Here is a 26,966-nt window from a genome sequence, read left to right on the forward strand (position 1 = left end):
GGGTACCACATCGCTGCGCGATGTGCAAGCGCAGCGGTTCGCTTCGCTCACCGCGCCCTCGCTTCGCGAGGGCGGTCCCCTCCGCTGCGCTTCGGGGACCGGTGGGGCCGGGCGCAGCGCGCCCGGCTGGCCGCGCATCGCGCGGCCGTGGCTGGCGGGGGTGTCCGGTGCAGTTAATTGGGCCTCCAGTAAGAGAGTTGGGAGTGCTTCGCACTCCTGGGCGGGTCCGCTGCGCTCCCCCGCCTGACGGTCCTTCCGGCTGCGCCTCCAGAACCGTTGGGGCCCGCTGACGCGGGCCGGGCTGGCTACAAGGGGTGGGGGTCTCTCGTTCGTGCCGGGTTCTGGTGCGTGCGTGCCTCGCATTGATGCAGCATGTAGTGTTGGCGAAAATGTGGGACCCTCTCAACTGCCCAGAAATCTTCCCTCAATTCCGAGAGGAATGACCGTGGATGGCGGTCAATACGAACCTAAGCGCGTGCCTGCGGTCGAGGCTGGCGCCCTGGCGGCCGCTCTGGAAGCCAGCGTGGCCGCCAGGGCGCGGAGCGAGGTGGTCGAGCTGGACGGGGTGGCGCCGTCCTCTCTGGGCGCGCAGTTCGCGGACGGCTGGGACGAAGGCGTTGCGGCGGTGAGCGAGGCTCTGGTGGGCATCGTGGACCGGGACGGGGTCGGCGTGGAGGGCTGGTCGGCCGAGACTGCTGAGTTGGCCACGCATATCGCGGATTGCGCGCTGGGGGACGGAGTACCAGACGGTGGGCACCAACGCCGGTTGCGGCTGTTCGCCCTTCTCCAGGCCCAGGGCGACGTCAGCCGACGTGAACGGGCTGCTCTGGTGCGGCTGGAGGCGTTCGTCCGGGAGGCCGTGCTGTCGCGTCGGACCCGAGCACCACGGTGCGGTGGCGGGTGCTGGAGGCGCTGGACGAAGCCGGCGGTCTGGGCACTGCGCGGATGGTGGAGATGTCCGGTAGTGACGTCATCCCCTGCACACGCGAGGCCGGGCACTACGACCCGGACGACCTGCTGGGGTTCAAGCGCAGGAAGTCGGACGGGATGCCCGGCGGGGCGTATCTCGCAGGCGGGTCGCTCTGGGGCGACGCCAGAGCGGCCTGCACGCAGCACGCGGGTCTGAAAACTACAAGAATTAGGCGTCGGAAATGAATGGAAATGGCGGCAATCTTGCTCAAAGAACACCAGATCGACCAGAAATCAGCGTTCCGTAAATGGGTAGGATTCCCTGCTAGATCATCTGTGCCCGCGGAGGGGGCACGTGCCATGGGGGTGTCTGCGACTGGGTCCGGGAAGACGATCACGGCCGCCGCCAGCGCCCTGGAGTGCTTCCCAGACGGGCGGATCCTCGTCATGGTGCCCACCTTGGATCTGATCGTGCAGAGCGCGCAGTCCTGGCGCCGGGTCGGGCACCGCGCGCCCATGGTCGCGGTCTGCTCGGTGGACAAGGACGAGGTCCTGGAGCAGCTCGGAGTGCGTACCACGACCAACCCGATCCAGCTCGCGCTGTGGGCGGGGTCCGGGCCGGTGGTCGTGTTCGCCACGTACGCCTCTCTGGTGGACCGCGAGGACCCGGAGGACCCGTCGGGCCAGCGGACGGTGCGCGGGCCGCTGGAGGCCTCACTGGCGGGCGGGGAGCGGCTGTACGGCCAGCGGATGGCCCCGTTCGACCTGGCGATTCTGGACGAGGGGCACATGACGGCCGGGGACATGGGCCGGCCGTGGGCGGCGATCCACGACAACCAGCGGATCCCCATCGACTTCCGGCTCTACCTGACCGCCACCCCGCGGATCCTGGCCGCGCCCAGCCCGCAGCGCGGTAGGGACGGACGGGAGCTGGTGATCGCGTCGATGGAGGACGACAGCTTCACCTACGGCACGAGGATTTTCGACCTCGGGCTGGCGGAGGCGGTGGAACGCTCGATCCTCGCTGGCTTCGAGATCGACGTGCTGGAGATCCGGGATCCCGACCCGGTCCTGGGACTGTCGGAGGACGCGCTGCGCGGCCGGCGCCTGGCGCTGCTCCAGGCCGCGCTGCTGGAGCACGCGGCGCAGATGAACCTGCACACCGTCATGACCTTCCACCAGAGGGTCGAGGAAGCCCGGGCGTTCGCCGAGCAGATGCCGGTGGCGGCCGCCGAGCTGTACGCCACCCAAGCGTCCGATGCTGCCCTGACCGACGCGGAGGAACTGCCCGCCTCCTCCATCGACGCCGAGCTGTACGAGCTCGAGGACGGCCGCCACGTGCCCCCGGACCGGGTCTGGGCCGACTGGCTGTGCGGCGACCACCCCATCGCCCACCGGCGCGAGGTGATCCACCGGTTCGCAGACGGCATCAACGCCGAGAACCGGCGCGTACACCGGGCGTTCCTCGCCTCGGTACGGGCCCTCGGGGTCGGCGTCGACATCACCGGACTGCGCGGCGTGGAGGCCGTGTGCATCGTCGGCTCACGCAGCTCACAGGTCGACATCGTCCAGAACATCGGGCGGGCACTGCGCCCGAATCCGGACGGCACGGTGAAGACGGCGCGGATCATCATCCCGATCTTCCTGCAGCCCGGGGAGGACCCGAAGGACATGGTCGCCTCGGCCAGCTACCAGCCCTTGGTCGACATCCTCCAAGCACTGCGCTCGCACTCGGAGCGCATGGTCGACCAGCTCGCTTCCCGCGCCCTGACCCGCGGCACCGAACGCCGGCGCCTCCACGTCCGCCCCACCCCCGCGGCGGGAGCCGACGGCGGGGGCGATGAGGAGGCGAGCGAGGCGCAGCAGGAAGTCGACCGGGCCACCTCCATCGTGATCAACTTCGCCCACCCCCGCGACGCCGCCGACATCGCAGCCCTGACCCGCTGCCGCGTGATCCGCCCCCAGTCCCTGGTCTGGCTCGAGGGCTACCAGGCCCTCCTGCGCTGGCGAGCGGAGAACGACATCACCGGCCTGCACGCCGTCCCCTACGACACCGAGGCCCAGGCCGGCGTGACGAAGGACTTCCCCTTGGGGCGGTGGGTGCACCAGCAGCGCAAGGCGCTGCGCGCCGGAGAACTCGACCCCCACCGCAAAGAACTCCTCGACGAGGCCGGGATGGTCTGGGAACCCGGCGAGGAAGCCTGGGAGAACAAACTCGCCGCGCTCCGGTCCTTCCGGCGGGCCACCGGGCACCTCGCACCACGCCAGGACGCCCTCTGGGACGACCCCGCCGGCGGCGGAACCGTAGCCGTCGGCCAGCTGGTCGCGAACCTGCGCCGCAAAGACGGCCTCGGCAAAGACCCCGAGCGGGCCGCCATACGCGCACAGCAGCTCTCCACCATCGACCCCGACTGGAACTGCCCCTGGCCCCTGGCCTGGCAACGCCACCACCGCCACCTCGCCGACCTCGTCGACGCCGACGGACCCGGCGTCCTCGCCGAGATCCGGCCCGGAGTCATGGTCGACGGAGACGACCTGGGCAGATGGCTCACACGGATGCGGGAGGCGAGGACGTGGGCCCAGCTTTCCAGCGAGCAGCAGGAGCGGTTGTCCAAGCTCGGCGTACAGCCCGCCAAGGCACCGTCTCCCGCCCCGGCGGCCGGGCGGGCGGGGAAAGGCCCAAGCAAGGCGCAGCAGGCATTCCAGCGCGGACTTGCCGCCCTCACCCAGTGGATTCAGCGTGAAGGCGTCCAAAAAGCAGTACCGCGCGGTCACGTCGAGCGCGTCGTCATCGACGGCCAGGAACACCACCACAAACTCGGCGTATGGCTAACGAACACCAAAACCCGCCGCGACAAACTCACCCCCGAGCAACTCGACGCCCTACGTGAGCTCGGCATCGAGTGGGCATGACCGCCGTGGACGGTGTGTCGTTCAGCGGACCGTGTTCTCGGTGCGGATCATCCGGCGCAGGCTGGTGCGGGCAGCAGTCAGGTCGTCTTCGAGGGCGGTGATGCGGGCGCGGAGCGTGGCGTTCTGCGAGGCGGCTTCCTCTAGCCGACGAGTGAGGTCCTGGTTCAGGGCGTTCAGCTGGTCTGCTCTGGTTGCTGTGTCGGGGGCGTGGAGGGCGTCGAGTTGCTGGCCGAGTTGGTGGCGCAGGGCTGCCTGGAGCCGGTCGCGTTCGTCGCGGAGTTCTTTGATTTCTTGCCGGGCAATTTCGAGTTCGGTGCGCAGGCTGAGGTGGGAGGGCGGGCTTGCCGTGGCAGGTGGCGGGGTGCTGTGGGCTTGGCGTGTTTGGGCTGCCTCGATGTGCTCGCGTACGCCGGGGGCGTAGGTGAGCCAGGTGGAGACGTGGGCGGCGCGGGCGACTGCGGCGAAGGTGAGCGGCTTTCCCTGTTTCTCGAGTGTGGCGAGGGCGGTGAGGACTCGGGCTCGTTTGTCGAGGCTGTGACGGTGTCTGGCTTCGGCGAGGGGGGCGGGGTTACCGCGGGGGTTCATTGCGGGTCTTTCGGCTGGGTGGTGGTGAGGGGCAGGAGTGTGTGGTTGTGGCCTGCTCGTGCTTTGCGCAGCACGGTGCTGGCTTCTTCGATCTGGGCGCGTCCGGAGGCGGGGAGGGACACCAGGTGTGTGTTCATGCGGTCGATGACGCGCTGGTAGGCGGTGATTTGTGCGGTGAGGGCGGTGGTGACGAACTCGGCTGCGCCCATGGCGAGTGCGGTTTCGCGGTCTGCTCGTAGTTCGTTGATGTGGTGCTCGATGGCGGGCAGGTAGGAGGGGTCGGGGCGGTAGAAGCCGCAGTCGGCGCATTGGAAGCGGATGGGGCAGGCCTGGCCGCCGGCTTTGACGTTCGACGGCTCGGTGCAGCCGCCGTAGGGGACGGCGACGGTGCGCATCTCGTAGGCCGTGCTCGAGCTGGGGCTGGGGTGGCCGTGCTGGTCGAGGACGTGTGCTGAGTTTGGCCACGGCGTCGCTTTTCCGTTTGAGGGAGACGGTGTAGTAGCGCTGGGTCATGGCGATGGATTTGTGGTCCATCAGCTCGCGCAGCACGTCGACGGGGGTGCCGGCGTCTGCGTGGCGCTGGGCGTAGGAGTGGCGGAAGGCGTAGGGGTAGATCAGGGACCGGTCGAAGAGCAGGCGTTGTCCCCTTGAGTCGATGCCCTCGGCGTGGAGCGGGGGCAGGGCGTCTGCCCAGAGCCTGAGGGCGTCGCTGAGGTAGGTGCTGGAGATGTAGGGGGCGTCGCTCAGGGCGGTGAGGGAGGGAAAGAGGTATCGGTCCCCCTTGGCGGGAAGATGCAGCTGGTCGCGGCAGGCTTGCCAGGTTCGGATGGCGTCGGCGGTGGAGGTTGTGATCGGCAGACGCCTGCGGTGGCGTTTCCTCTTGTGGTTGTCCCAGATCAGGGTGGGCTGGCCGTTGTGGATCTCCAGGCAGTCACGGGCCAGGGAGACGATCTCGAGCGGGCGGCGCCCGGTGTCTCGCAGGATGATGTACATCGTGCGGTACAGCAGTTGCCGGGCGTCGGGAGCGATATCGCGGCAGCCGTAGGTGTTTCCGGTGCCCAGGGTGTCGAGGTGGGCGTCCAGTTGCCGGATGACGGGTTCGGGGATGGCCTTGCCGATGAAGTCCTCATTGGGTTCCTCCACGGAGATGACGTGCTCGACGGGCACGCGGGTGAAGGTGCCGACCAGGTCGTCGAGGGTGCCGCAGCGGCGGCCGTAGGCGATGAGCTGGAAGAAGGCCCCCAGCAGGCTGCGTCGGAAGGAGGAGGAGTAGGGGGTGCCGTCTCGTTTTCGTGCGGCACGGAAAGCGTCGACGGCCAAGGTGGCATCGGCGAACGTCAGGGCGGCGGGATCGTCACCGGCGTCGGCGCGCTGGGCGAGTGCCGTGGAGGCGATGGTCGTCGCGTGGAAAGTACGCTTGAAGTCTTCCGTGGTGGGTCGGGCGGTGGTCACCCAATGACGTAGCGCCTGGCGCAGCCAGGGCTGGCGCACTGCGCGGAGATCGACGCGGCCGGGCAGCTGCCGGCGCTTGCCGGAGGCGCTGTGGCGCAGCCCGAGGACGCGCAGATCGATGACGTCCTGGTCGATGAGGGCGATCCCGGAGAACTCGCTGTATCCGGCGCGGACGGCTGACTGCAGGTTCTCCAGCGTGCGGACGGCCGCCTGATGCGGCTTGGTGAGCCGGGCCGTGTTGGTGGCGTCCAGAAGGGTCTCGGCTGTGGTGAGGTGGCTGATCACGCCGCGGATCCAGTGAGGTTCCAGGGCACGTACCCAGTGGTCCATCTGCTGCACGGCGTACAGCACTTCCCAGCGCAGCAGCTCGGGCAGCGGGGCGAGATGGAACTGGTGCGCCAGCAGATACAGCGGCTGCCCCAGCGCCCACTGGGCGGCAGGGACGGGGGCGGTGCTGGAGCGGCAGTCTGCCCTCCAGGCACGCCAGTGATAGTTGCACAGTCCGCGGGAGTTCGTGGATGCGCCGGCACAGTCGTCGACCGTGCAGACGGGTACGTCGGTGAAGGGGGTAGCGCGCTCACGGAGCCAGCGTTCGAACGTGCCCCTCGCCTTGTGGTATTTGCGGGAGTTGTGGTGAGCCGCGCACAGGCCTCCCGCCACCTGGGGTCGTACGCACCGCACGCTGTCCCGGGTGAGCGTGCACGGACCGACGACCGTCAACGGCAGGGATCTGGAACGGGCAGGGGTGAAAGTGGCGGCGAACTCTTCCCGCGGCAGACCGCTCTTTCTGCTCTGGTCCGAGCAGTAGGTACAGAACGTCTCCTGAGCGCGCACGATCATCTCGCAGCGGCGGGTGCGGCACCGGGAGGACGAGGTGCGCGGGTTGTCCAGGTCTCCGCTGAACAACCATCTGGCGCTGTCCCACTCCCCCGGCCGCCACGCGGGATCGATGTGGTCACGCAGCCACGTCTCCCACGACGTCTTCGCGGCCTTCGCCGGTGCGGAACGTGCGACGGCAGGCGCACCGGCCGTGCTCACTGGCCCTCCCGCCATGCCTGGGCCCGGTCGACAGCCGCCCGGGTCTCGGACTCATCGACGTGGCGGTAGCGGTCCATGGACAGCGGTGAGGCATGACCCAGCAGCTTTTGCACCACGTCCCGGTCCACTCCCCCACGCAGCCAGTGGGTGGCCGCGGAGTGGCGCAGCATGTGCGGCCGCGCCGGATGCCCGGCACGGCGGGCCAGACGATCGAAGACGTTCTTGGCGTTCGGGTAGGTCACGGCCCTGCCCAGCGGGGGCCGGAAGAGGTTCACGAACACCATGTCTGTCCCGGCCGCGGCGGCCACCGGGGTTCGTTCGTGCTGGTAGTCGGTGTAGAAGGCGACGATGTCGGGGGTGACGGGGAGACAGCGGGAGTGTCTGGACTTGGCCAGGGTCCGGTTCGGGTTGTCGGTGCGGCGCCGCACATGAAGATGAGGACCCTCCACCGGGCAGCCAAGGGAGCGTGACGAGGCCAGGAAGTGCAGATCCTCCTGGCGCAAGCCCAGGGCCTCCCCGATCCGTAGACCGGTCGCGGCGAGCAGCGCGATGAGAAAACGGTCCCGCGCCCGGGGCGTATCCGCGATCATGCGGCGGATCTGCTGCGGGGACAGGCCCTCGTAGCCGGGCTCGCTGACCTGGAAACGGAAAGCCGACACCTGGACCTTGCGCCACTGGCCACGCTCGCCTGCGTCGTAACCGGCCGGCAAGAACCGCAGGAACTTCGGCTCCGGCAAAAGACCGGCCGTCTGCGCGGGGACCCAGCCATGGAGCGCGCCGAAGCGCAGGAAGTCCGTGACCGCCGTCATCACCGCGTTCGCCGTACCCTGCGAACGGTAGCGGGGCGCAGCCGTGGTCGGGGAGCGGCGGCCGCGGGCCGGCAGCGGTGTGCTGACCAGCCACTGCTGCAGCCCGGACAGCGCCAGGAAACTCGGACGCGACCACTCGATACGGCGCTGCGTGCAGTAGTTCAGATAGAGGGCGAGACGGCCCGCGTAGATCCGTTCCGTGTTCGGCGAGCGGCCCTTGCTACGCAATCCGGCTAAAACGCACACGCCTCGGCATGCAGGGCGTAGGTCCGTGCCTCGGCCACCACCCACCGCTCCACACCGGGCGCTGGGGAGATCGCACGCTCAGCTACATAGCTCTGCTCCACCCACCAAACAGACCAAACCCCCCAGGGGGCCGGTGCCTGTTCCAGACAGCGACCACACGACCAGGTGGGAACGGGCCTGTCAAACGAGCGGTGTAACCAAGGTGGTTGGGGTTACTGGCGGGCTGCGGAGAGTCGGCCGTCGAAGGTGATGTCGAATGCGTTCAGGGCGGTTTTCCAGCGCATGGTCCAGCGGGCTTGGCCCTTGCCGGTGGGATCCAGGCTCATGATGGCCATGTAGACGCACTTCAGGGCGGCGGTCTCGTTCGGGAAGTGCCCCCGGGCCTTGACCGCCCGGCGGATCCTGGCGTTCACGGACTCGATCGCGTTGGTGGTGCAGACGATGCGGCGGATCTCGGTGTCGAAGCGGAGGAAGGGGGTGAACTCTTCCCACGCGTGCTCCCAGAGCCGGACGATCGCGGGGTACTTCCTGCCCCAGGCGTCGGCGAACTCGGCGAACCGCTCGAGTGCGGCCTCTTTGGTCGGTGCGGTGTAGACGGGCTTGAGGACGCGGGCGATTTTGTCCCAGTCCTGGCGGGCGGCATAGCGGAAGGAGTTCCGCAGGAGGTGGACCACGCAGGTCTGCACGATCGTGCGGGGCCAGACGGTCTCGACCGCGTCGGGCAGGCCCTTGAGGCCGTCACAGACGAGCATGAGGACGTCATTCACACCGCGGTTCTTGATCTCGGTGAGGATGTGCAGCCAGTGCTTGGCGCCCTCGCTGCCGTCGCCTGCCCACAGGCCCAGGATGTCCCGTCGGCCTTCCGCTGTGACGGCCAGGGCCATGTAGATCGGCCGGTTGGCCACGGCGCCGTCGCGGATCTTCACGTGGATTCGTCGATGAAGACGACCGGGTAGACAGCGTCGAGGGGCCGGTTCTGCCACTCCGCCATGCCGTCGAGGACCTTGTCGGTGATGGTGGAGATGGTCTGCTTGGAGACCTCGGCCCCGTAGACCTCGGCGAGGTGGGCCTGGACCTCGCCGGTGGTCAGGCCCTTCGCGGACAGGGAGATCACCATCTCGTCGACGCCGGACAGGCGCTTCCGCCGCTTGCGCACGATCTTCGGCTCGAAGGTGCTGCCGCGGCCGCGGGGCACGGATATCTCCACCGGTCCGACGTCGGTGAGTACGGTCTTGCCGCGGGTGCCGTTGCGGGAGTTGCCTCCGTTCTTGCCGGCCGGATCGTGCTTGTCGTAGCCGAGGTGGTCGGTGATCTCGCCCTCGAGTGCCGACTCCAGCAGGCGCTTGGTCAGCTGCTGCAGCAGACCGCCCTCGCCCGTTAGCTGCAGGCCCTCGGCCTGGGCCCGGCCCACCAGTTCGTCGATGAGCTGGTCGTCCACCGCCCTGGACGGCTGCGGCTCGGGCGTCTCGACGGACTGGGTCTCGGTCACGTTCTCACTGGTCATCGATGCATCTTCCTTGATCAGGAGTTACACCGAACGTCTTACAGTCCCCGCCCGCGGCTCGGAAACCAACAGAAGGCAGGGTCGATGAGCGACTGGCCACCTCACGGTGCCCGTACCTTGAAGCGGCGGACGATGTCTTGACCGAACGGGTCACCACGACCTTGTGGGCTTGTGAAACCGGCTGCGGTGAACCTGTGGTCATGGCCTGGGCAGAGGTTTCGCGCTGGGCTACTGGGACCGCCCGCCTCCCGGCAGGTGGGCACAGGCTGACCTCTTTACACTTCGGCATGAACCACGGACTCGGACCCCTCGGCCGCGATCACCAGGACTCCTTCCTCTTCGTCAGACGGCAGTGAGGCACGGCGCACACGGGACTCCCACTGTGTCGGCCACAAGGTCGTGTGGTCCCACAGGATTCCTTCGAGAAGGACGCCGTCAAGTTTGGCGTTGGTGAGATCTGCTCCGACGAAGTCGTTGCTGGCCTGTTCGACTTCCGCGGCAACTCGGGCCAAAGCATCGGCCTCCTCACAGCCGTGGGTCAGATCGTCGATGAGGTCTTGGGCGACCGCGTCGACACCGAACAGATAGGCGCGTCCGATCCTTTCGAGGCCGGTGACCGGGGGAGCCAGTTCTTGATCGAGAAATTCTCGGATGCCGTGAAGTTCGTTGGCGAGACGCTCGGCCGGGTCGGCGAGGGCGAACTCCACGGCCTCGAGGTAGCCCAGACCGGTCAGCGCGGCCTGGGGCCGGTGAGGTTCGGGCAGCCGGGACATTCCCTCAAGGTGCTCCCGAAGCTGTTGCACCGCGGCCTCGGCACGGCCCAGCGGTTGTGTGCTGTCGCCCAGGAGGCCGTATAGGTCCTGGACAATGCGGACAGCGGTACGCATGGCCTGGGAAAGGTCAAAAGGCCAGTAGTTGTGTACCAGGCGTAGGGTCTCTTCGCGGTATTTCACGCGGATCGCCGCCGGGCGGCGGGCCAGTGGCCCTCGCGCCGCCAACCGCGCCTGGAGCGCGGAATGGCGTTGCGCCTGAGCAGCGCTGGTGTCACGGGACAGACGGTGGCTGACAGCGCTCCCCGTGCAGCGGTGGGTCGCTGCAAGGAGGCGGTCCAACGCAAGGTCTGGGGTGAGCAGCTCAGGCGGCCCGCCATGGGCGTTGAGGCGGTCGGCTACGGCGACGCCCAGTTTCCTGTGGACGGTTGTCAGCAGGGCTTCGATGTCGTCGTGGTCCATGTTCCCTTCCGCTGCGCGGGGATCGCTGCCCATCACGCCTTCCTCCTTTCGTGGGTGAACCGGCCTTCCAGCCGTAGGCCTTGCTTCAGCGCGGCTCTCGCACGGGCAAGGTTCTGGCGCACGGCTACCTGTGTGGTCCCCATCGCGCGTGCGCTTTCCTCTGTGGTGAAGCCGTCCAGATGCCAGGCCATCGCCGCGCGCTGTTTGGCCGGCAGTTGGAGCAGTAAGGAGATCACCTGGCGTTCTTCCTCCCCCAGCTCGGCGGCGTGGGCCGGGGTTTGCCAGCGCAGGCTCGGCTGCGGCTCGGGCAGTTCCGCGCAGGTCTCTTCAAGTTTCACTTGCTGGCTTACCCAGGACCTCCAGGCCACCGTACGCAGCCATGCGCGGGGGTAGGTGATCGTGACGCCCGGAGCACACATCTGAATGAAAGCGTCCTGCGCGGCGTCCTGAGCCTCCGTCCATGACGCACCGTGCAGAAGCAGGAAGCGGACCAGGCGCGGATACTGCTCGTCATGCAGGGCCCCGGCGAGCTCGATGCCCGGTAACGGGGTGACGGCCTTCTCCAAAGGCCCAGCAAGGCGAACGTCAACGGCGTCTTCCACGGTCACCACCCCAGCTCCCGCCGGCTGGCTCCGACTCGCGTCCATCGCAGTGGGGGGCGAGTATGGCGGCCCGCCCCGTGAGGAAACGTACCCTCTCGGTCTGCGCTGCTTCGCTGATCCGCACTCTCTCCACAGAGACGGTCAACCGCCGCTGAGCGATCTTCACTATGGCATTGACGACGCTGACGGTCACGGTCACCACCGCTGCGATGATCACAGGCTCCATGCCGCACCTTTCCCTTCCCGCCCGGGCCTCCAGCCCGGGCTCGCGCACCCCGCGCACCCCAACAGTGCTGCTTTGCACGGCAGTTGTGACATCTGCCTGGTCACGGGCCATGTCCTGCCATAGAAAGCGGCCACGACACAGGGGGTTCAGGCGGACTCCACGACTGCGTCACCATTCCGTGCTCATCGCTCAGGCATCCGACGCCGGCTGTGCATGCCCGCGCTACGGATGGCCTGTCGCCCGCATGGCCGCAGCCGGAGGGCACCGGCATCCCGGCACGCGACCGGCACACCCCGGCACCGGCCCGGGTAGGGGTCCACGGATGACGCTCGTGCAGGGCGAGCCTCCGGAGTGGTCAAACTGGCGTCTCCCTCAGCTCGGCTCTCCGAAGTGGCTGGAGCCATGGGCTGGACAGCGCTGTGGGAGCCGCTGCGCGCTTGGCGGGCTGCTCAGCCCGCGCACTGCGGTAGGCAGCCTGCTTGCACGTGTCGCTGCAGTACTTGCGCGTACGCCCGCGGGCCTTTTGCACGAAGGGCGGCGCAGTACAGCCGACACGCTGGCACCGATGGACAGGTACCTCTTTGACGCCCTCCCGGACCAGGGCCGAGTGCTGCGGACCCGTCCGGCTCATCAGCTCCTCACGCAGTTGGGGACCGAATTCCGAGTCCGGCAGTCTGATCAGCAGGCTCCTGATGAGCTCTTGCAAGCCCTCTACCGTCCAACCGAACTGGCGGGCCATCTGAACGAGTGGAGCCCCGTGCAGGTAGTCGAGCAGGAGCCGCCGTTCGGAGTCCCGCAACACCTTGCGCAGGGCCCGCCCGAGGACGTCATCGCCGATCCGGCGGCTGACGGGATCCTTGTCCGGCCAGTACTGTTCTCGCCTCACTGCGCTCCTCCCCCGCCCGGCTCCCCAGCTGCCGTACTGTCCGGCGACGTCGCACCGCCGGAGAGCGCGGGATCGGCCACCGGCCCCTGCGGGCTTGGCCCCGGTCCCGCACTGAGGCCAGCCTGCCGGACTCCCACTCGCAGCGACTTGAAGAGCCCCAGAAGCGTCCGCCCGCTGCTGTCCAGCATGACCGGCAGATCTTCGAGCCGCGCACGGCGGATAGCCAACGCAGCCGGAACGGCGTGGGCGGCAAGCGCGGCGAGACAGACCAGGGCCGGCAACCCCACTACCGCCACAACCGCCCACGGGACGTCAGACATCAGCTTCGCTCCTTCGAGACCGAAAACGCCGATGGCCCGACGCGTCTTCGCGTCGGGGCCATCGGCATGAGGCATGAAAAAACCCCGCCGGAGAGGGCGGGGCCGTCTGGTGCAGGCACATGTGTGCCACCACCAAGGCGAGCATACCCACGTACAGCCCCCGCAAGGCCGGATTCGGTATCGAGACCACGTTTCCGCAGCTCAGAGACTGGAGAAACAGAAAGGCTCGCCAGCAGGACAAGAGAAACATTTCGTAACAGCGTCTACCGTCGCCGACCGCGAGAGCCCCTCTCCGTCCTCCACCGGGTATCTCGCCGAGACCCGACTGCGCGGCCCGGCACATGCCGCGGCAGCCAGTGAACGCACCTCCCGCACACAGCTCTTGGCCACCCTCGTCGCCGCCGTAGACATCGAGCCCGAGCAGGTAGCCGCTGGGCTGAACCACTACCGTCGCCTGCCCGCCGTACGTGCGCCGGGCCCACGCCGCGCGGACGTGGCACAGTGAACCGCTGCCCTGCCAGGTCACAAGACGAGCCCCATCCCCCCGGCGGAACCGGAATACCGGCGGGCCCCAGCCCCGAACCCGCCGGCCATGTCCCGGCCCCAAAAGCGGGCGGGTCGCCCAAGCACCGCCGCATACCAACGATCACCGGAAATGCACAGCGCGCAATGCAGACGACACGACCTGATCACCACGGCCCTTACCTGGCAAACCTGCAGATCAGACCCCCAGCCCAGGACCAGCACCCACGCTCGCCACGGCTCCTGAGGCACCAGCACCGTCTGACCATAGCCACACAGCAAACTGATCAACCCAGACCAGAACATCCGCTCCTGATCACAAACACTGATCCTGGACGGCAGGTCGAACGAACGGGCGTCGACCACCACCCACCGCACCGGTCACCGGAGAAACAGCACGCTCCACCACCAAGTCGGCATCCACGTGGCAAACACAACCACCACCCGCAGCGGGGCATACCGCGCTTCGGCCGACACCATGCCCGCAGGCGACAACCAGCACAAACATCCCTCATCCATGACACTCCCCGAGATAAGCCCGGCCGGGCCCCAGCGCCGAGGAGTAACAGCGCCCGCCACGGGCGGGCGCCATGCTCTCGCCTACAGGAGCGGGACAAAGCATCCTCGGTTCACAGCACCGCGAGGACGAAGGTCAGCAGCGCCAGGGACACGGTGGCGCTTCCCGCGAAGGCCACGGCACCGCGCAGCAGAGCGGTGGCGTAGGTGGCTCCGTCGATACGGGCGAGCAGACCGGCCGCTGCTCCTACGAGCGTGCAGAAGAGACCGACGACGGCCAGAAGCAGGGCCAGGAGAATCAGGTGGATGGATGAGGTGTTCATGCCTTCTTCCCAGGAGAACCGACGACGGGGACTTCGGCGAATTTCGCGGTTTTGGTGTTCACCGGGGTTCAGGGCGAACAAAGATGAACGAAGACGGTCGACTGGGAGACGGAGAAGCAGGACATGGGGGACGTGGACGAGGATCCGCTGGCGGAACTCGCGCTACGGCTGCGCACCCTCAGGGCGCAGCGGGGTCTGCAGATGGGTGGGTTGCAGCAGCGGACCGGGCTGGGGCGGACCACGGTCAGCCAGGCGCTGAACGGCCAAGTGGTGCCCTCCGAGACCACGCTGGTGGCCCTGGCAAAGGCGCTGGGCACGGATGTGGAACCATTGCTGGCCTTACGCCACGCCGCCGCCCGCGTACCGCAGGTGCGCCAGGGCTTGCCAAGGAAAGTTACCCGCAGGTCGGCGCGGCCCAGAGTGCAGCCTTCTTTCGCAGAGCGGTACCTCAGCTACGTGACGGAACGGCATTCCCAGCTGACCGTCGTAGGGCTGGACCTGAGCCGGCCGGAGCGTGCGCGCTGGCCGCTGGACGCGGCGTACTTGAGCTTGGAACTGGCAGAGCGGCCGGAAGACTGGCCTGCAGGCGGCGAGGAATCGAACCGGCCATCCGTCGTGGTGAAGCGTGCCGAGCACGCATTGGCCAACTGTCGACGCGTTCTCCTGCGAGGGCTCGCCGGCAGCGGAAAGACAACACTGCTGCAGTGGCTGGCTGTCGCCACGGCGCGCGATGAACTGCCGGAGGAACTTGCGGACTGGCGGGGGCTCATTCCGTTCATCCTGCCGCTGCGGACGCTGGTGAGGCGTGGCCCCCTTCCGGAGCCGCACGACTTCCTGTCTGCGGTCAGCACCCCCCTGGCCGCCTCACAGCCTGAAGGCTGGGCCGATGACGTACTCGCCAGAGGCGGCGCACTCGTCCTGGTCGACGGCATCGACGAGGTTCCTCAAGAGCACCGAGGCGCCACCCGGGACTGGCTCGAGCGGCTCCTGGCGACCTACGGGGACGCACGCTTCGTGGTCACCACGCGCCCGTCCGCTGTACCAGAAGGCTGGCTGGCCTCATCACGCTTCACCGAACTGTCGGTGCGGCCCATGAGTGCCGCTGACATCGGAGTCTTCGTCGGCCGGTGGCATACCGCCGCCCGGCACAGTGCAGCGACCGACGCCGAACGGTCACAGCTGGATGATCTCGAAGCAGCGCTCCAGGTCACTGTGCGTGCTCAGCGTGACCTGGCGCAGTTGTCCAGCACGCCCCTGATGTGCGCGCTCATCTGCGCGCTGCACCGGGACCGCCGCGGCCATCTGCCTCACAGCCGTATGGAGTTGTATGAGGCAGCACTGTCGATGCTGCTCGTGCGGCGCGACCTCGAGCGCAGCATCGATGTCCCGGAAGGCATTCAGCTCACCGAACACCAAAGTGTCCAGCTACTGCAGCGTCTGGCCTACTGGCTCATCCGCAACCGCCAGACGGAGATGGAACGGGCCACCGCGACGGCCCTGGTCGACGACGCGCTGCCGGCCATGCAGGCCGTGGCCGAGCAAGGCACAGCCGCCCGGATCCTGACGCACCTGGTCGGCCGCAGCGGGCTCCTGCGCCAGCCCACCATGGACACCATCGACTTCGTCCACCGCACTTTCCAGGACTACCTCGGGGCCAAAGCCGCCATCGAAGCCCACGACTTCCCCCTACTGGTCAACAATGCACACGACGACCAGTGGGAAGACGTCGTACGCATGGCCGTCGCCCACGCCCGCCCAACCGAGAGCGCTGATCTACTCCGCCGCCTCGTCGAACGCGGTGATACCGAGGGCGAACACAGGAGCAGACTCCACCTCCTGGCGGCCGCCAGCCTGCAGTACGCCACCGAAATCGAGCCCGCCACTCGCCGCCTGGTCGAACAGCGTGCACGTGTCCTGATGCCTCCCCGTTCCCGGGAAGAGGCGGAGGAACTTGCCGCACTCGGGCCGGGCATCCTGGATCTGCTACCGGGGCCGGAAGGCCTGGAAGCTGATGAAGTGGGCCCCGTGGTCAAGACTGCTGCTGCCATCGGCGGCGACCATGCATACGCCTTCCTCCGCCGCTTCGCGCAGTCGCTGCCTCCCGACTCGGCACCCTACGACCTAGTCGAGGGCTGGGAACACTTCAGCGCTGACGAATACGTCCGCAACATCCTGCTCTCCTTCCATGACCGGAACCGTCTCACTCTGACGGTACACACCCGTGATCAACGCGAAGCACTTCGGCTTCTGAAACCCATCACCAGCATCACCTATCGGAAAGCCTTCACGGCGGACGAAATAATCGAGCACCTCTCAGCCGGGCACACCCAAGCACTGCGGATCTACGAGGGCCAACGGCTCACAGGATTGAAATTCATCCGCAAACTCTGCGCTCTGAAAGAACTTGCCCTCTCAGACTGCACCGAGCTCACGCACATTGAAGACCTTGCAGGGCTCCCGCTGTCAGACTTGAGCCTTATGCACTTGCCGACCGACTTCTCCTTCAACGCACTGAACTCTCTGCCCGACCTCACGGATCTTTCTCTCTACACCCGCCTGCCCTGGGAGAGCCTGGTGGGTCTGCCAGCACCGGAGAGCCTCACCTCGCTGCACCTGGGCGGCTGGATTGGCACACGTCTGGCTGGCATCTCCAAGTGGCAGCAACTGCAAGACCTGGTGATCAATACTGCCCCTGAAAACGGAGAGTGGCAAGAAATCGCGACACTCACCCATCTGGAAGAACTATGCATATCGGAGTACGACCTTAATCACGCTGTTCCCATGCTCAGCGTTACCTATCTCCGACTCCTTCCGGAGTCCGACCCACAACTAGACCTGGTGCCGGAACTCTTCCCCAACCTCGAACGCTTCTTCATCAACTGCCGAGCAGCGCAGTCCGACACCATCGACATCGCCCCCTTGAGCCGGATCAAGAGACTCCAGATATCCATCAGTTACGCGAACAACGTCACCGGCCTTGAGCTATTCCCTCCGGACACAGTCAAGCTGTACCCGCGACCACGAACAACAGACACCTGATTCGCCTCTCGGGCCGTAATCCTTAAACCGATCAGGCGATGGGATCTTCCTGCCCAACACCCCCGTCAGGCATGATTTCCGGCATCCAGAACAAACGTCACTCACCATCTCCTCGCCTCTAGATGAAGGGCCTGCGCAGCCACGATGAGCGCCCGGTCGAGCAGCTCGCCTCCCGCGCACTCACCAGCGGCAAGCGCAAGGTCGATGTCCATCGCGATGAGGACGGGCGGATCGTCGGGGCCGGCGGAGAGAGCGAGGGCAAGGAGCAAGAGCAGGACGACGCCGACGCCGCTGCCGAGTCGGCCCTGCTCCACTTCTCCACGCCCCGGGACGCGGCGACCATCGCAGCGTTCCTGCGGACCCGGGTCCACCGGCCGGAGTCGCTGGTGTGGCTGCAGGGCTACCAGGCCCTGCAGCGCTGGCGGGCGGAGAACGGGATCACCGGCGTCTGCGCCGTGCGCTGTTCGGTGTCCGGGTCAGGAGGAGGCGAGTGCACCGGTGATCTCCCGCAACTTCGCGCCGTTCAGGGAGGGTTGGGTGACGGCGTCGGCCGCCTCCTTCCAGTGTGGCGCACCGGAGGCGGCGAGAAGGACGTGTGTCACTCCTGGGCATGACGCGACGGCGAGGACGCACGCCTGTGCGGGGGTCGGGCCCGGCCGGATGAGGTCGGCGAACTCCTGGTCGACCATGCCGGAGGTCCCCGCCGTGCAGCGGGGCCGACGCCGTCACCCGCAGGCCCGCGCCGGCGGGGGCCGGGAGCGGGCCCCGGCCGTGGAGGGCCTGCGCGATCGGCGTCATCATCACCAGGCTGACCGGCAGCTGGACGGCGGCCAGGTGGTGCTGCCCGTCGGCGGCTTCGGCGGCCGGGACGAGCAGTCCCCCACCGTGAACGCCTCCTCCTCCAGGCCCGCCCATGCGGCAACGCCGTACCCTGCCACATGCCCAGCCGCGACCTCTTGCTCCAGGACGGTGAAGGCGTCCCGGATCGCGCGGTGCAGGGCGGGGCGGTCGCCGGGGTGGGCGCGCTCGGGGTTGTGCAGCAGGACCAGGTCCAGGCGGTCGCGCCCGAGCTGCTCGCGGTTGCGGCCGGTCTGCCGGCGCACGTAGTCGGGGGCGAGGCTGTGCCCGGCGGCGGCCTGGTCCTGGTTGAGGACACCGTCGTTCACGGTGTAGGTGCCGGTGGCCGCGGTGAAGTACCCCGTTCTGGTGGAGACGTTCAGCAACGGGTGGGCGGCCGGGGCCGGGGCCAGCAGGATCTGTGCGCGGCCGGTGGCGTGGTTGGGGGCGGTGTCGACCCACTGCGCGCCGGAGGCGGCCGCACGGACGGCCGCCTCCGGGATCGCCTGGCACCGGTGGGTACCGGGGGCGAGTTGTGCGGTCACAGCAGGCTCCCCACCGTCGCGCGCACGGAGAACTGCGGCAGCAGGGCCTCCTGGATCTCGGTTGGATTGACAACCCCGAGCTGCCAAGAGGCCCTGCCTTCATGCCCGCCGACGTCCTGCGGTCACCCGATCGAGACTCCCGTTCGACGCACACCCGTCGGATCGGAACGACAACAGCTTCCGAGCGCTGATTGCGGCATCGGCGACAAGCCACTATCGGCGGCTCCGGCGGCCGGAGCGTGGAGAATGACACCGGGCGTCCGGTCCGATATCTCGCCTTCATCACCACTTGTGTGATCTGATAGCGAATCGACCAGATCCTCCGTTGACGTTCGTCCGATCATCGGGGGCTACCGTGAATATTTTGCTGCGGTAATTCGTTACACCATACAGCTTGACGCTGGACGACGATTTTCGATTCCATACGGAGCGGGGGATCGAGAAGGAACACCGAATGTTCCCGCCGGCCCAGTTCGGGTCCTTCACGTTCCACTGGCACTTCTTGCCACGGCCGTTGGCCTTGGAGTACACGCAGAGGCTGCCGTTGGAGCAGGACCACGCCTGTACCGACTCGGAGTCGGGTGTGGAAGCCGAAGCTGTCGATACTGGATTTGCCAGCGTGCTGAGGGTAGCTATTGCGACAGCGACCCCCATACTGGAACTGAGTTTGAGCGAATTTCTCATGTCGCACCCTCCTGAAGGTAGCGCCTTTCGCCCTGTTGGTGCAGGCACATGCAGTCCCTGAGCGCACGGTGGAACTCTGGAATTTGACGCATTTTAGCAGCTGCAGATGCCGGCCTGCGTCTCATGTTGGATTGCGCCGAGAGATGAGCCGGCTTCTCAGCTCCGCTCGATTCAGATCATCATCATGGGCGTGAGCGTGCCAGTCACTCATTTCGGTGCCAGCCGAAACGAACCTTCCTGGCACGACAGCGCGGGCCCCCACGCCATCCCGGGGCCCGCGCGGCCGCTTGAGCCTCGCTGATCATTCGGCCTGTTCGACCCTATGGGTGACCGACTGTGCGGCTGACAATCATTTCGGGAGTACGGGCCTGTGACCATTTGTCACGGGGCAGCGATGAGAAGCCGACAGGGGGCAAAGATGCTGCGGGTCCACTTCACTGCGGAAGACCTCCTGCGGGTGACGGTCGCCCGCAGACCGGCACCACTGATGGAGCTCGGGCTGACTCTTGCCGCGCTCCAGCGCACCGACCTGCCGCCCGTCTTCGCCAGATGGCAGCAGTCCGTGCGACGGGCCCTCCCGCACAACGCCCGTCCCCTGCTGGAGCTGGTGCCCCCCACTGCACGGGGACCGCTGTTCCTGGACCCGCCTGCCCCAGGGTTCAGCGAGGGCATCGACCAGGTCCGCTCCACCTCACCACGGGAGGCCCGGTCCCAACTCGCCCTACTGCTCGAGTCCACGGGCCGCCCCGTCACCAGTTGGACCCGGCACCTGGCTGACCAGGACCGGGAGGCCTGGCAGACCCTCGTCACCGCAATTCACGCCGCCCGCGACTCCCTGCTCACCCCTGTGTGGCCCCGCATACAGGCGGGCTACGACGCCGAGTACGCCTGGCGTACCCAACTCCTGGCTCGGCACGGCATCCGCGAGACACTGGCCGGCCTGTCACCCGGCTCCCGGTGGAACGGAACCACCCTGGAGATTCCCAGACCCAAAGCGACCGACTGCTTTCTCGGTGGGAGAAGCCTCGTCCTGATGCCGTCGCCGGTGTGGACCTCCTACCCACTGTTCGCCTCGCGACCAGAAGAGGCCGGCCTCCTCATTTACCCGAGCGTGACCCCGCTGCCCCTGCTTGAGGCCCCGAACAGCACTGCCCCCCTCGCCACCCTGCTCGGCACGACCCGCGCTGCGATCCTGCAGTTACTCACTACCGAACGCACCACCACCGACCTCGCCGTAGAGCTGAGCCTCGCCAACTCCACAGCCTCCGAACACGCCAAGGCCCTGCGCGGCGCCCACCTGATCACCACGCGGCGCGAAGGCAAAACCATGCGGCACCAATGCACATCACTCGGCCTGGACCTCCTCGCTGGGTGCTGATTCTCGCCTCGTTGCGCTGGACGTTCTCACGAGGTGGCTACGGTCGCCCCGGCACGTGCCGACGAGCTCGTGCCCCGGCCCTCCTCTCCGTGGGCCCTGGTGTGACACTCCACTGAGTGCTGTTACCGAGCCGTGATCGTCAGGCAGGTGCGGCGCAGAGTTCGGAGACGATCGTGAACGAGGTCGTCACCATCGGGATCGCCACGGCCGGCGGCATCACCGCGTGCGTGGTCTGGCCGTGCGCCATGCCGTCGCGAATCTGCCGGCCATAGTCGAGGTACTCCGCCTGCCGTGCCGTCAGGATCCCGTCGGCGGCGCCTTGGTTGATGAGCTGGTGCAGCGGCTTCTTGCCCGCGTCCGGGATCCGGTCGTGCAGCACGATCCACCGCGATCAGGGAGTGCCTGACCGCCACGGTGGAGAACTCGTAGCAGTAGTACGACTGGCACAGCAGCTCACGGGCCGTCCGCAGGACGGTCGCTGCGGCTTCGGGTACGCCGGCGAGACGCGGCGCAGGAAGGTGCCCGAGGCGCGGGAGGAGCGGGCGTCGGGGCCGAGGAGGGCGTAGCCGGCCATGCCGGCCGTCGCGGTGGTAGGCGGGCTTGCCGCGGCGGGTGGGGAGGCGGTCCAGGCTTTGGCGGACGTAGTCGAGGGTGCTGAGGTCCTGCGGCCACACGAGTTCGGTTTCGCGGGCGAGCTGCTCGGGTTCGATGAGGGCGCTCATGAGGTCTCTGCCACTTCGGCGTTGAGGCCGATGCCCGGGGTAGTACGTGCGCTGGTTGGACAAGATCATCTCTTTGGGGGTGGCGATACCGGCAGTGTCCCGGACGCGGGCGGCGAAGGCGCGGGAGGAGACCGGGTTGGCCCCTCGAGCCGGTACCAGTCCCGGTAGGCGGTGCAGAGGCTGGTCTGCTCGGCCCGGTGGGCGGGGTCGAGGGTGCAGCGCCCGGTGTGGTCCTCGGTCTCGGCGTAGGCGGTGGTGGCGACGCGTACGCGCTGCGGGCCGGTGAGGTCGCGGTCGCCGGTGAGGTGGCGGCGGGCGCCGGTGATGAGCCAGTGCGGGATGCCGGGGCCCGCGTGCCCGGTGACCGCGCGCCCGGGTCCCGGCGACCGTGCCACCGGCACGGTCGGTCTCTCTCCCGGGTCGGGCCGGCGGCCGCCGACTCCCCGGCCTCCCGTCCTCCCGTCCCCGACTCCCTGCCTCCCCGGCTCCCTGCCTCCCCGAATCCCGGGCGCAGGCCGGGCGCAGGCCGGGCGATCACGTAGGGTCGGCGGATGGCGAAGTATTTCGATGTGCATCCCGACAACCCCCAGCAGCGCACCATCGGCACGGTGGCCGACAGCATCCGCTCCGGCGCGCTCGTCGCCTACCCGACCGATTCCTGTTTCGCCCTGGGATGCCAGCTGGGCAACCGTGAGGCCATCGGCCGGATGCGGTCGATCCGCAATCTCGACGACCGTCACCACTTCACCCTGGTATGCCGGGACTTCGCGCAGCTGAGCCAGTTCGTGCGCGTCGACAACGACGTGTTCCGCGCGATCAAGGCGGCGACACCCGGCAGTTACACCTTCATCCTTCCCGCCACGAAGGAGGTGCCGCGCCTGCTGCTGCACCCGAAGAAGAAGACCGTCGGGGTCCGCATCCCCGACCACGTCGTCACCCAGGCCCTGGTCGCCGAGCTCGGTGAGCCGCTGCTGTCCACCACCCTCCTCCTGCCCGACGAGGACGAGCCGCTGACGCAGGGCTGGGAGATCAAGGAACGCCTCGACCATGTGGTCGACGCCGTGGTCGACTCGGGCGACTGCGGTACGGAGCCGACCACGGTCATCGACTTCTCCGACGGCGAAGCCGAGATCGTACGCCGCGGGGCCGGTGACACCGCGCGCTTCGAGTAGTGGTCCGGCGGGGCCGGACGAACGGCCGGGAGCCGAGAGCCGGGAGCCGGGAGCCGAGGGCCGAGAGCCGGGAGCCGGGCGCCGAGGGCCGGGAGCCGGGAGCCGGGAGCCGGGGGCCGAGGGCCGGGAGCCGGGGGCCGAGGGCCGGGCGCCGAGGGCCGTCCCCGCTGCCGGACGGGTGGGTCAACCCCTGTCGTGGCGGGCCGGGTTGGCGTGGAGGGTGATCCTTGCGTCGCGTACCGGCCCCAGCCCCCCGGGAGGGTCTCCCCTTCATGCGCAGACTGCTCGGAACCCCTGCCGCCGGTGTGATCGCGCTGACCGGCCTCGCCGCCCCCGGGCCCGCCGCGGCGGGCGGCCCGGCCCCGGCCGGCTGCCCCGGCCGGCGGCTCCTTCATCGTCCTCACCTACAACATCGCCGGGCTGCCGCTCGGCCCCGGCGACAGCGATCCGGCGGCCAACACGGCGCTGACCGGGCAGCGGCCGGCTCCCTACGATGTCGACGTCCAGGAGCACTTCGACCACCACGCCTCCCTCTACGCCCACGACGCCCGCCCCCGCCACACCCCCACCGGCGGCGGGGCCGGCTTCGGGGACGGCCTCAACACCCTGTCCGGCCGGCCCTTCCAGGACTTCGAGCGGGTCCGCTGGACGGGCTGCACCGGCACCGGCTGCCTCACGCCCAAGGGCTTCTCCCTCGCCCGGGTCCCTCTACGGTGCTCCGCCACGGGGGCGGCGGCGCTTCCGTCTCCCTCCCCCTCGCCGAGGATGGACACCTGACTTCGGTGACCCTCTCCCGCGGCAGCAAGGACGCCGGCACCGGGATCTTCTCCGCCGCCTTCCCGAGCGCGCCGCTTCCCGGGCGTGTGGAGCGCGGCCGAAAAGCGGCGGGCGCGGACGCGGTGCCGCTTTTCGGGTGCGTCCCGGGCCGTCAGCGTCTGCGGCCGCCCCGGCTCAGGCCGTTCCCGATGCCCGCCACGTGCAGGGCCAGCAGACCCAGTCCGATGAGCATGAGGTTCGTGGACGAGAAAACGTCGTTCGCCGAGAGTTCCGCCGCGTTGACGACAAACGCGATGAAGAACACAACCGCCGCTGCGATACCCGCCATGGTGCCTCCCCTGGAGATGTGGTGAACACCGTGTGCCCCCTGCCTCCCCGCCGGACACAACACACCGGCGCTCCGGACGGGACGGCGCACCCCGCGGGACCGGGGCGGGACGCACGACACCGACGGCACCGGACCCCCGGCCCGCGCACCCTTTCGCCCGGCTCTGTCTCACATCCGGTGGTGACGGACAGCAACCATAGTGATGGGTAGGCCGTCGACGAGAACCCTCAAGTCCGCGCACCGTGGCGATCGTTCCTCGGTACCGGTTGATCGGCTCGGCGTCTGCCCGCAAGGTCCGGCGCGACACGCTCCGCGACCTCGGTGCGCTGCCGTCCCTTTCGGACTCAAGGTCAGAGCAGCGGTCACACTCTCGGCAAGCAAGGTCAGAGCAGCGGTCGCACTCTCGGCAAGCAACGCCGCTCACCTCTTGCGCTCCGTCACCACCGGACGGTGGCGGCCACTCCCCCGCCACCGACCCCGTGCCCCGTACGGTGTACGGGCCGGGGCCCCGACGGGGGGTGAGACAGGGCTCTTCGCCCAACACCCCGCGACACGCCCGGGCCGGCGAAGGGTCCGGGGGAGGGGGGAACACCTCTGGCCCGGGCCGGAAGGAGGCTGACGGCCCCAGCACGCGGAAAGAGCCCCGGGAGACGGCCGCAGCGCGCGGGGCGGCCGCCTCCCGGGAGATTCCGTGCCCGTCAGCCCGTCAGCCCGTTCCGCGGGAACGCAGCCGGCGCAGCGGATCGGTGTCCGAGCCGTAGGAGGGGCCGGTGCGCACCTCGAAGTGCAGGTGCGGTCCCGTGGTGTTGCCACTGGAACCGGAGAAGGCGATCAACTCGCCCCCGCGGACGTGCCGGCCGCGGCGCACCGTCGTGCCGGCGAGGTGCGCGTACTGGGTGTACACGCCGCCCGCGTGCCGGATGACCACCTGACGGCCGTACGCGCCGCTGTGGCCGGCGGACACCACGGTCCCCGCGGCCGCCGCACGGACCGGGGTCCCGGCCGGGACCGCGTAGTCGACACCGGTGTGGCGGCCACTCGCCCACCACCGGCCCCGTGCCCCGTACGGTGTGCTGACCGGGGCGCCGACAGGGGCCCTCCACACCCCGCTGCCCTGCTTCCGGGCCACAGAACGGGAACGGGAACGGGAACGGGAATCCGCGTCGGGGCCGGAACGGGCGGCCGCCTCGGGGCCGGAACGGGCGGTGGCACCCCGGGCCGCCGACCGCACCCCCCTGGCCTTCTCCCCCCGCGAGACGTCCGCCGGCCGCCCCGCCCGGGCGCCGGGCAGGACCAGCCGCTGCCCGGGCAGGATCAGATCCGGGTCGGGACCGATGACGCGGCGGTTGGCCTCGTAGAGCCGCTTCCAGCCGCCGGCGCCCACCCGCCGCGCGATGGCCGACAGGGTGTCCCCCGCGACCACGGTGCAGGCAGCCCCCCACCCACCACCCGAACCGGACGAGCCGGACGAGGCGAGCGAGCCGCCCGAACCAGGTGAGGCAGGCGAGCCGCCCGAACCGGGTGAGGCGAGCGAGCCGCCCGAACCGGGTGAGGCGAGCGAGCCGCCCGAACCAGGTGAGGCAGGCGAGCCGGACGAACCAGGTGAGGCGGGCGAGCCGCCCGAACCGGGTGAGGCGAGCGAGCCGCCCGAACCGGGTGAGGCGGGGCGTGAGCGGGGAGCAGCGGTGGATCCGCCCGGCCTGGCGCCCCCGCCCGCTTTGCCGCCCCGGCCCGGCTTGCCGGCCGCGGTCCTTGCGCCGCGGCTGCTCGCGCCCGCACCGGCTTCCCCGCGCTCCCCGGCCGCCGCCCCGCCCGCGGAACCACCGCCGGCCCGGGCACCGTGGCCGGAACGGGCACCGTGGCCGGAACGGGCACCGTGGCCGGAACGGGCACCGTGGCCGGAACGGGCACCGTGGCCGGAACGGGCACCGTGGCCGGAGCGGGTCAGGCCGGCACGCCGCGAGCACACCGGCCAGGCCCCCGGCCCCTGGCCGGCCAGGACCGCCTCGGCCACCCGGATCTGCTGGGCCCGGCCGGCCAAATCCGCCCGCGGGGCGTGGACGGTACCGCCGTAGGCCTCCCAGGTACTCTGCGAGAACTGCAGCCCCCCGTAGTAGCCGTTACCGGTGTTGATGTGCCAGTCGCCCCCGCTCTCACACCGGGCGACCTTCTCCCACACCCCCGCCCCCGCGGCCGCGGCACCATCCCCGGGGAACGGCAGGACGGCGAGGGCACCTCCCACCGCCAGAGCCAGACACACCGGCAGGATCCGGCTGGGCAGACAACGGCGGTGAACTCCTAAAGCAGCCATGGGCCTTGGTCCTCTCCGCTACGCGTTCAGGGCTCCCGCCCCCCGGGGTCGGCCCCCGGGCGGCTGGTCCGAGTAGCGCAGCCGTGCCCGGCCGGTCACAAGGCGCACGAAACCGCGCCGGAGCCGTGCGCCGCCATGCGCCGCCGGCCGCGTACATGACGCCCCGTCAACTCGAAGGGGGGCGGGCGCACAGCCGTCGACGCGGACGCACACCACACGGCGGACACACCCCGCCCAGCCGGCACCCCGCCCTGTCAACCCCCCGGCCCCCGACCGGACATGGGCCGCACGCCCCAAAACCCCCACACCCGGCAGACACCACATCCCGGCAAGCCCCCGGTGGCCGCGCGGAAAACCCGTGGTATTCCGCGCGGCCACCGGCCCACACCCACCGGCCCTTTGAATCCACCGGAAAAGCCCGCACCGCCACAGGCCGGCCATACCAGCGGTCATGGCGGCCTGTGGCCATTCCCCCCGGCGTGACGGCCTTTCCGGAAAACGGACATTGCCGCAGCCGCAGCCGCAGCCGCCGCATTCCCCACACGACGAACGTGCGCACTCCCCCGCGGCACTCCCGGACAACCCCCGGGAACACCACCACAACCAACCCGCACCCGCCCGGCGGGAAGCCCCCGCCCCCGTGCGGTTCCACACCCGCCCCCGTGCCGTTCCACACCCGCCCCCGTGCCGTTCCACACCCTGTCTCTTATACACATCTCCGAGCCCACGAGACGGACTCCTATCTCGTATGCCGTCCCCCTCTCCCCCACCCCCGTCCTTCATCGCGCCCGCGCGGTATGCCGGCGAACGCCGCCGATCCCCCGCACCGCGCCACCCGCCCCGAGAAGCGGCCGAGCCGGATCGCGGGAGGGCCGGACCCGGCCCTCCCGCACCCGTCGCGGCGCACCTACGCCGAACACCCCCCGGCCGCGCCCACGGAACGCGGGAGACCACACCGGCCGACGGCATACCACCACCCTGGACAGCCCCTGGCAGGGGGCGTACACCGAGCCGCCGTACGCGAGGAAACACCCCCCGGGCCACCACCACCCACCCAACCCCCCGGGCCGCGGGGTGGCCCGGGGGGGTG

General features: G+C 69.1%; 15 protein-coding genes and 5 pseudogenes. 6 read left to right on the forward strand and 14 right to left on the reverse strand.

Annotation, left to right across the window (positions count from 1 at the left end):
• Positions 1–954: 954 nt before the first annotated feature.
• Both IF83_RS31415 and IF83_RS0127940 read left to right on the forward strand, forming a co-directional pair.
• The gene (locus IF83_RS31415) at positions 955–1,155 is read left to right on the forward strand and encodes a hypothetical protein (RefSeq protein WP_158711125.1); all 201 of its coding nucleotides are present in this window, start codon (positions 955–957) and stop codon (positions 1,153–1,155) included.
• 6 nt (positions 1,156–1,161) lie between these two features.
• A complete protein-coding gene (locus tag IF83_RS0127940) occupies positions 1,162–3,822 on the forward strand; it encodes a DEAD/DEAH box helicase (protein WP_030548900.1) in 2,661 nt (886 codons plus the stop codon).
• 21 nt (positions 3,823–3,843) lie between these two features.
• On the opposite strand, the gene IF83_RS30775 is transcribed toward IF83_RS0127940, so the two are convergent.
• The 6 genes and pseudogenes from IF83_RS30775 to IF83_RS33930 all read right to left on the reverse strand — a co-directional run bounded on the left by IF83_RS30775 (position 3,844) and on the right by IF83_RS33930 (position 14,083).
• Positions 3,844–6,897 (reverse strand): tyrosine-type recombinase/integrase, encoded by a 3,054-nt coding sequence (locus IF83_RS30775; RefSeq protein ID WP_244177242.1) that lies wholly within the window; start codon positions 6,895–6,897, stop codon positions 3,844–3,846.
• The gene (locus IF83_RS30780; protein ID WP_208605948.1) at positions 6,894–7,934 is read right to left on the reverse strand and encodes a tyrosine-type recombinase/integrase; all 1,041 of its coding nucleotides are present in this window, start codon (positions 7,932–7,934) and stop codon (positions 6,894–6,896) included. The genes IF83_RS30775 and IF83_RS30780 overlap by 4 nt, the downstream gene beginning before the upstream one ends.
• Before the next feature lie 230 nt (positions 7,935–8,164).
• Positions 8,165–9,456, reverse strand: a pseudogene (locus IF83_RS30785) (IS256 family transposase).
• Positions 9,457–9,731: 275 nt separating this feature from the next.
• Positions 9,732–10,721: a hypothetical protein gene (locus IF83_RS0127965; RefSeq protein ID WP_244177245.1), complete on the reverse strand. Its 990-nt coding sequence runs from the start codon at positions 10,719–10,721 to the stop codon at positions 9,732–9,734.
• Entirely contained in the window at positions 10,721–11,296 is a 576-nt protein-coding gene (locus IF83_RS0127970; protein ID WP_244177243.1) for an RNA polymerase sigma factor, read from the reverse strand. Before IF83_RS0127970 ends, IF83_RS0127965 begins: the two co-directional genes overlap by 1 nt.
• Positions 11,297–13,873: 2,577 nt before the next feature.
• Positions 13,874–14,083 carry a hypothetical protein gene (locus IF83_RS33930; RefSeq protein ID WP_030548914.1) on the reverse strand — a complete coding sequence of 70 codons (210 nt, stop codon included), beginning with the start codon at positions 14,081–14,083 and terminating at the stop codon, positions 13,874–13,876.
• A gap of 123 nt (positions 14,084–14,206) precedes the next feature.
• Here IF83_RS33930 and IF83_RS0127995 point away from each other — a divergent pair, with 123 nt between their 5' ends.
• Positions 14,207–17,122, forward strand: a complete 2,916-nt coding sequence (locus IF83_RS0127995; RefSeq protein ID WP_030548916.1) for an NACHT domain-containing protein — start codon at positions 14,207–14,209, stop codon at positions 17,120–17,122.
• Positions 17,123–17,244: 122 nt separating this feature from the next.
• Positions 17,245–17,580 (forward strand): annotated as a pseudogene (locus IF83_RS32680) (DEAD/DEAH box helicase); the annotation flags it as partial.
• Positions 17,581–17,922: 342 nt separating this feature from the next.
• On the opposite strand, the gene IF83_RS35155 reads toward IF83_RS32680, so the two are convergent.
• Both IF83_RS35155 and IF83_RS35590 read right to left on the reverse strand, forming a co-directional pair.
• Complete coding sequence (locus IF83_RS35155) at positions 17,923–18,504, reverse strand: aldo/keto reductase (RefSeq protein WP_244177244.1); 582 nt, start codon at positions 18,502–18,504, stop codon at positions 17,923–17,925.
• Between the two features lie 282 nt (positions 18,505–18,786).
• Positions 18,787–19,188, reverse strand: a complete 402-nt coding sequence (locus tag IF83_RS35590; protein WP_078843969.1) for a peptidase inhibitor family I36 protein — start codon at positions 19,186–19,188, stop codon at positions 18,787–18,789.
• A 394-nt stretch (positions 19,189–19,582) separates the two neighbouring features.
• On the opposite strand from IF83_RS35590, the gene IF83_RS0128015 reads away from it, so the two are divergent.
• The gene (locus IF83_RS0128015) at positions 19,583–20,566 is read left to right on the forward strand and encodes an ArsR/SmtB family transcription factor (protein WP_078843970.1); all 984 of its coding nucleotides are present in this window, start codon (positions 19,583–19,585) and stop codon (positions 20,564–20,566) included.
• 139 nt (positions 20,567–20,705) lie between these two features.
• Here the strand turns inward: IF83_RS0128015 and IF83_RS0128020 are convergent, their stop codons facing one another.
• The 3 genes and pseudogenes from IF83_RS0128020 to IF83_RS0128025 all read right to left on the reverse strand — a co-directional run bounded on the left by IF83_RS0128020 (position 20,706) and on the right by IF83_RS0128025 (position 21,689).
• The gene (locus tag IF83_RS0128020) at positions 20,706–20,945 is read right to left on the reverse strand and encodes a hypothetical protein (protein WP_030548924.1); all 240 of its coding nucleotides are present in this window, start codon (positions 20,943–20,945) and stop codon (positions 20,706–20,708) included.
• 256 nt (positions 20,946–21,201) lie between these two features.
• Positions 21,202–21,357, reverse strand: a pseudogene (locus IF83_RS35720) (hypothetical protein); the annotation flags it as partial.
• Entirely contained in the window at positions 21,354–21,689 is a 336-nt protein-coding gene (locus tag IF83_RS0128025) for a hypothetical protein (RefSeq protein ID WP_030548926.1), read from the reverse strand. The gene IF83_RS0128025 and the pseudogene IF83_RS35720, both read right to left, overlap by 4 nt.
• A 150-nt stretch (positions 21,690–21,839) precedes the next feature.
• Here IF83_RS0128025 and IF83_RS0128030 point away from each other — a divergent pair, with 150 nt between their 5' ends.
• Positions 21,840–22,460 carry an L-threonylcarbamoyladenylate synthase gene (locus IF83_RS0128030; RefSeq protein ID WP_030548928.1) on the forward strand — a complete coding sequence of 207 codons (621 nt, stop codon included), beginning with the start codon at positions 21,840–21,842 and terminating at the stop codon, positions 22,458–22,460.
• 928 nt (positions 22,461–23,388) lie between these two features.
• Here the strand turns inward: IF83_RS0128030 and IF83_RS34190 are convergent.
• From IF83_RS34190 to IF83_RS35520, 3 genes and pseudogenes are all read right to left on the reverse strand, one after another.
• Positions 23,389–23,565 (reverse strand): hypothetical protein, encoded by a 177-nt coding sequence (locus tag IF83_RS34190; RefSeq protein ID WP_167343629.1) that lies wholly within the window; start codon positions 23,563–23,565, stop codon positions 23,389–23,391.
• 706 nt (positions 23,566–24,271) lie between these two features.
• A pseudogene (locus IF83_RS35170) lies at positions 24,272–24,994 on the reverse strand (M23 family metallopeptidase); the annotation flags it as partial.
• 594 nt (positions 24,995–25,588) lie between these two features.
• Positions 25,589–25,876 (reverse strand): annotated as a pseudogene (locus IF83_RS35520) (transglycosylase family protein); the annotation flags it as partial.
• Positions 25,877–26,966 lie beyond the last annotated feature (1,090 nt).

It is taken from the genome of Streptomyces albus subsp. albus, from assembly GCF_000719865.1.
In the GTDB taxonomy this organism is placed as follows: Bacteria; Actinomycetota; Actinomycetes; order Streptomycetales; family Streptomycetaceae; genus Streptomyces; species Streptomyces albus_E.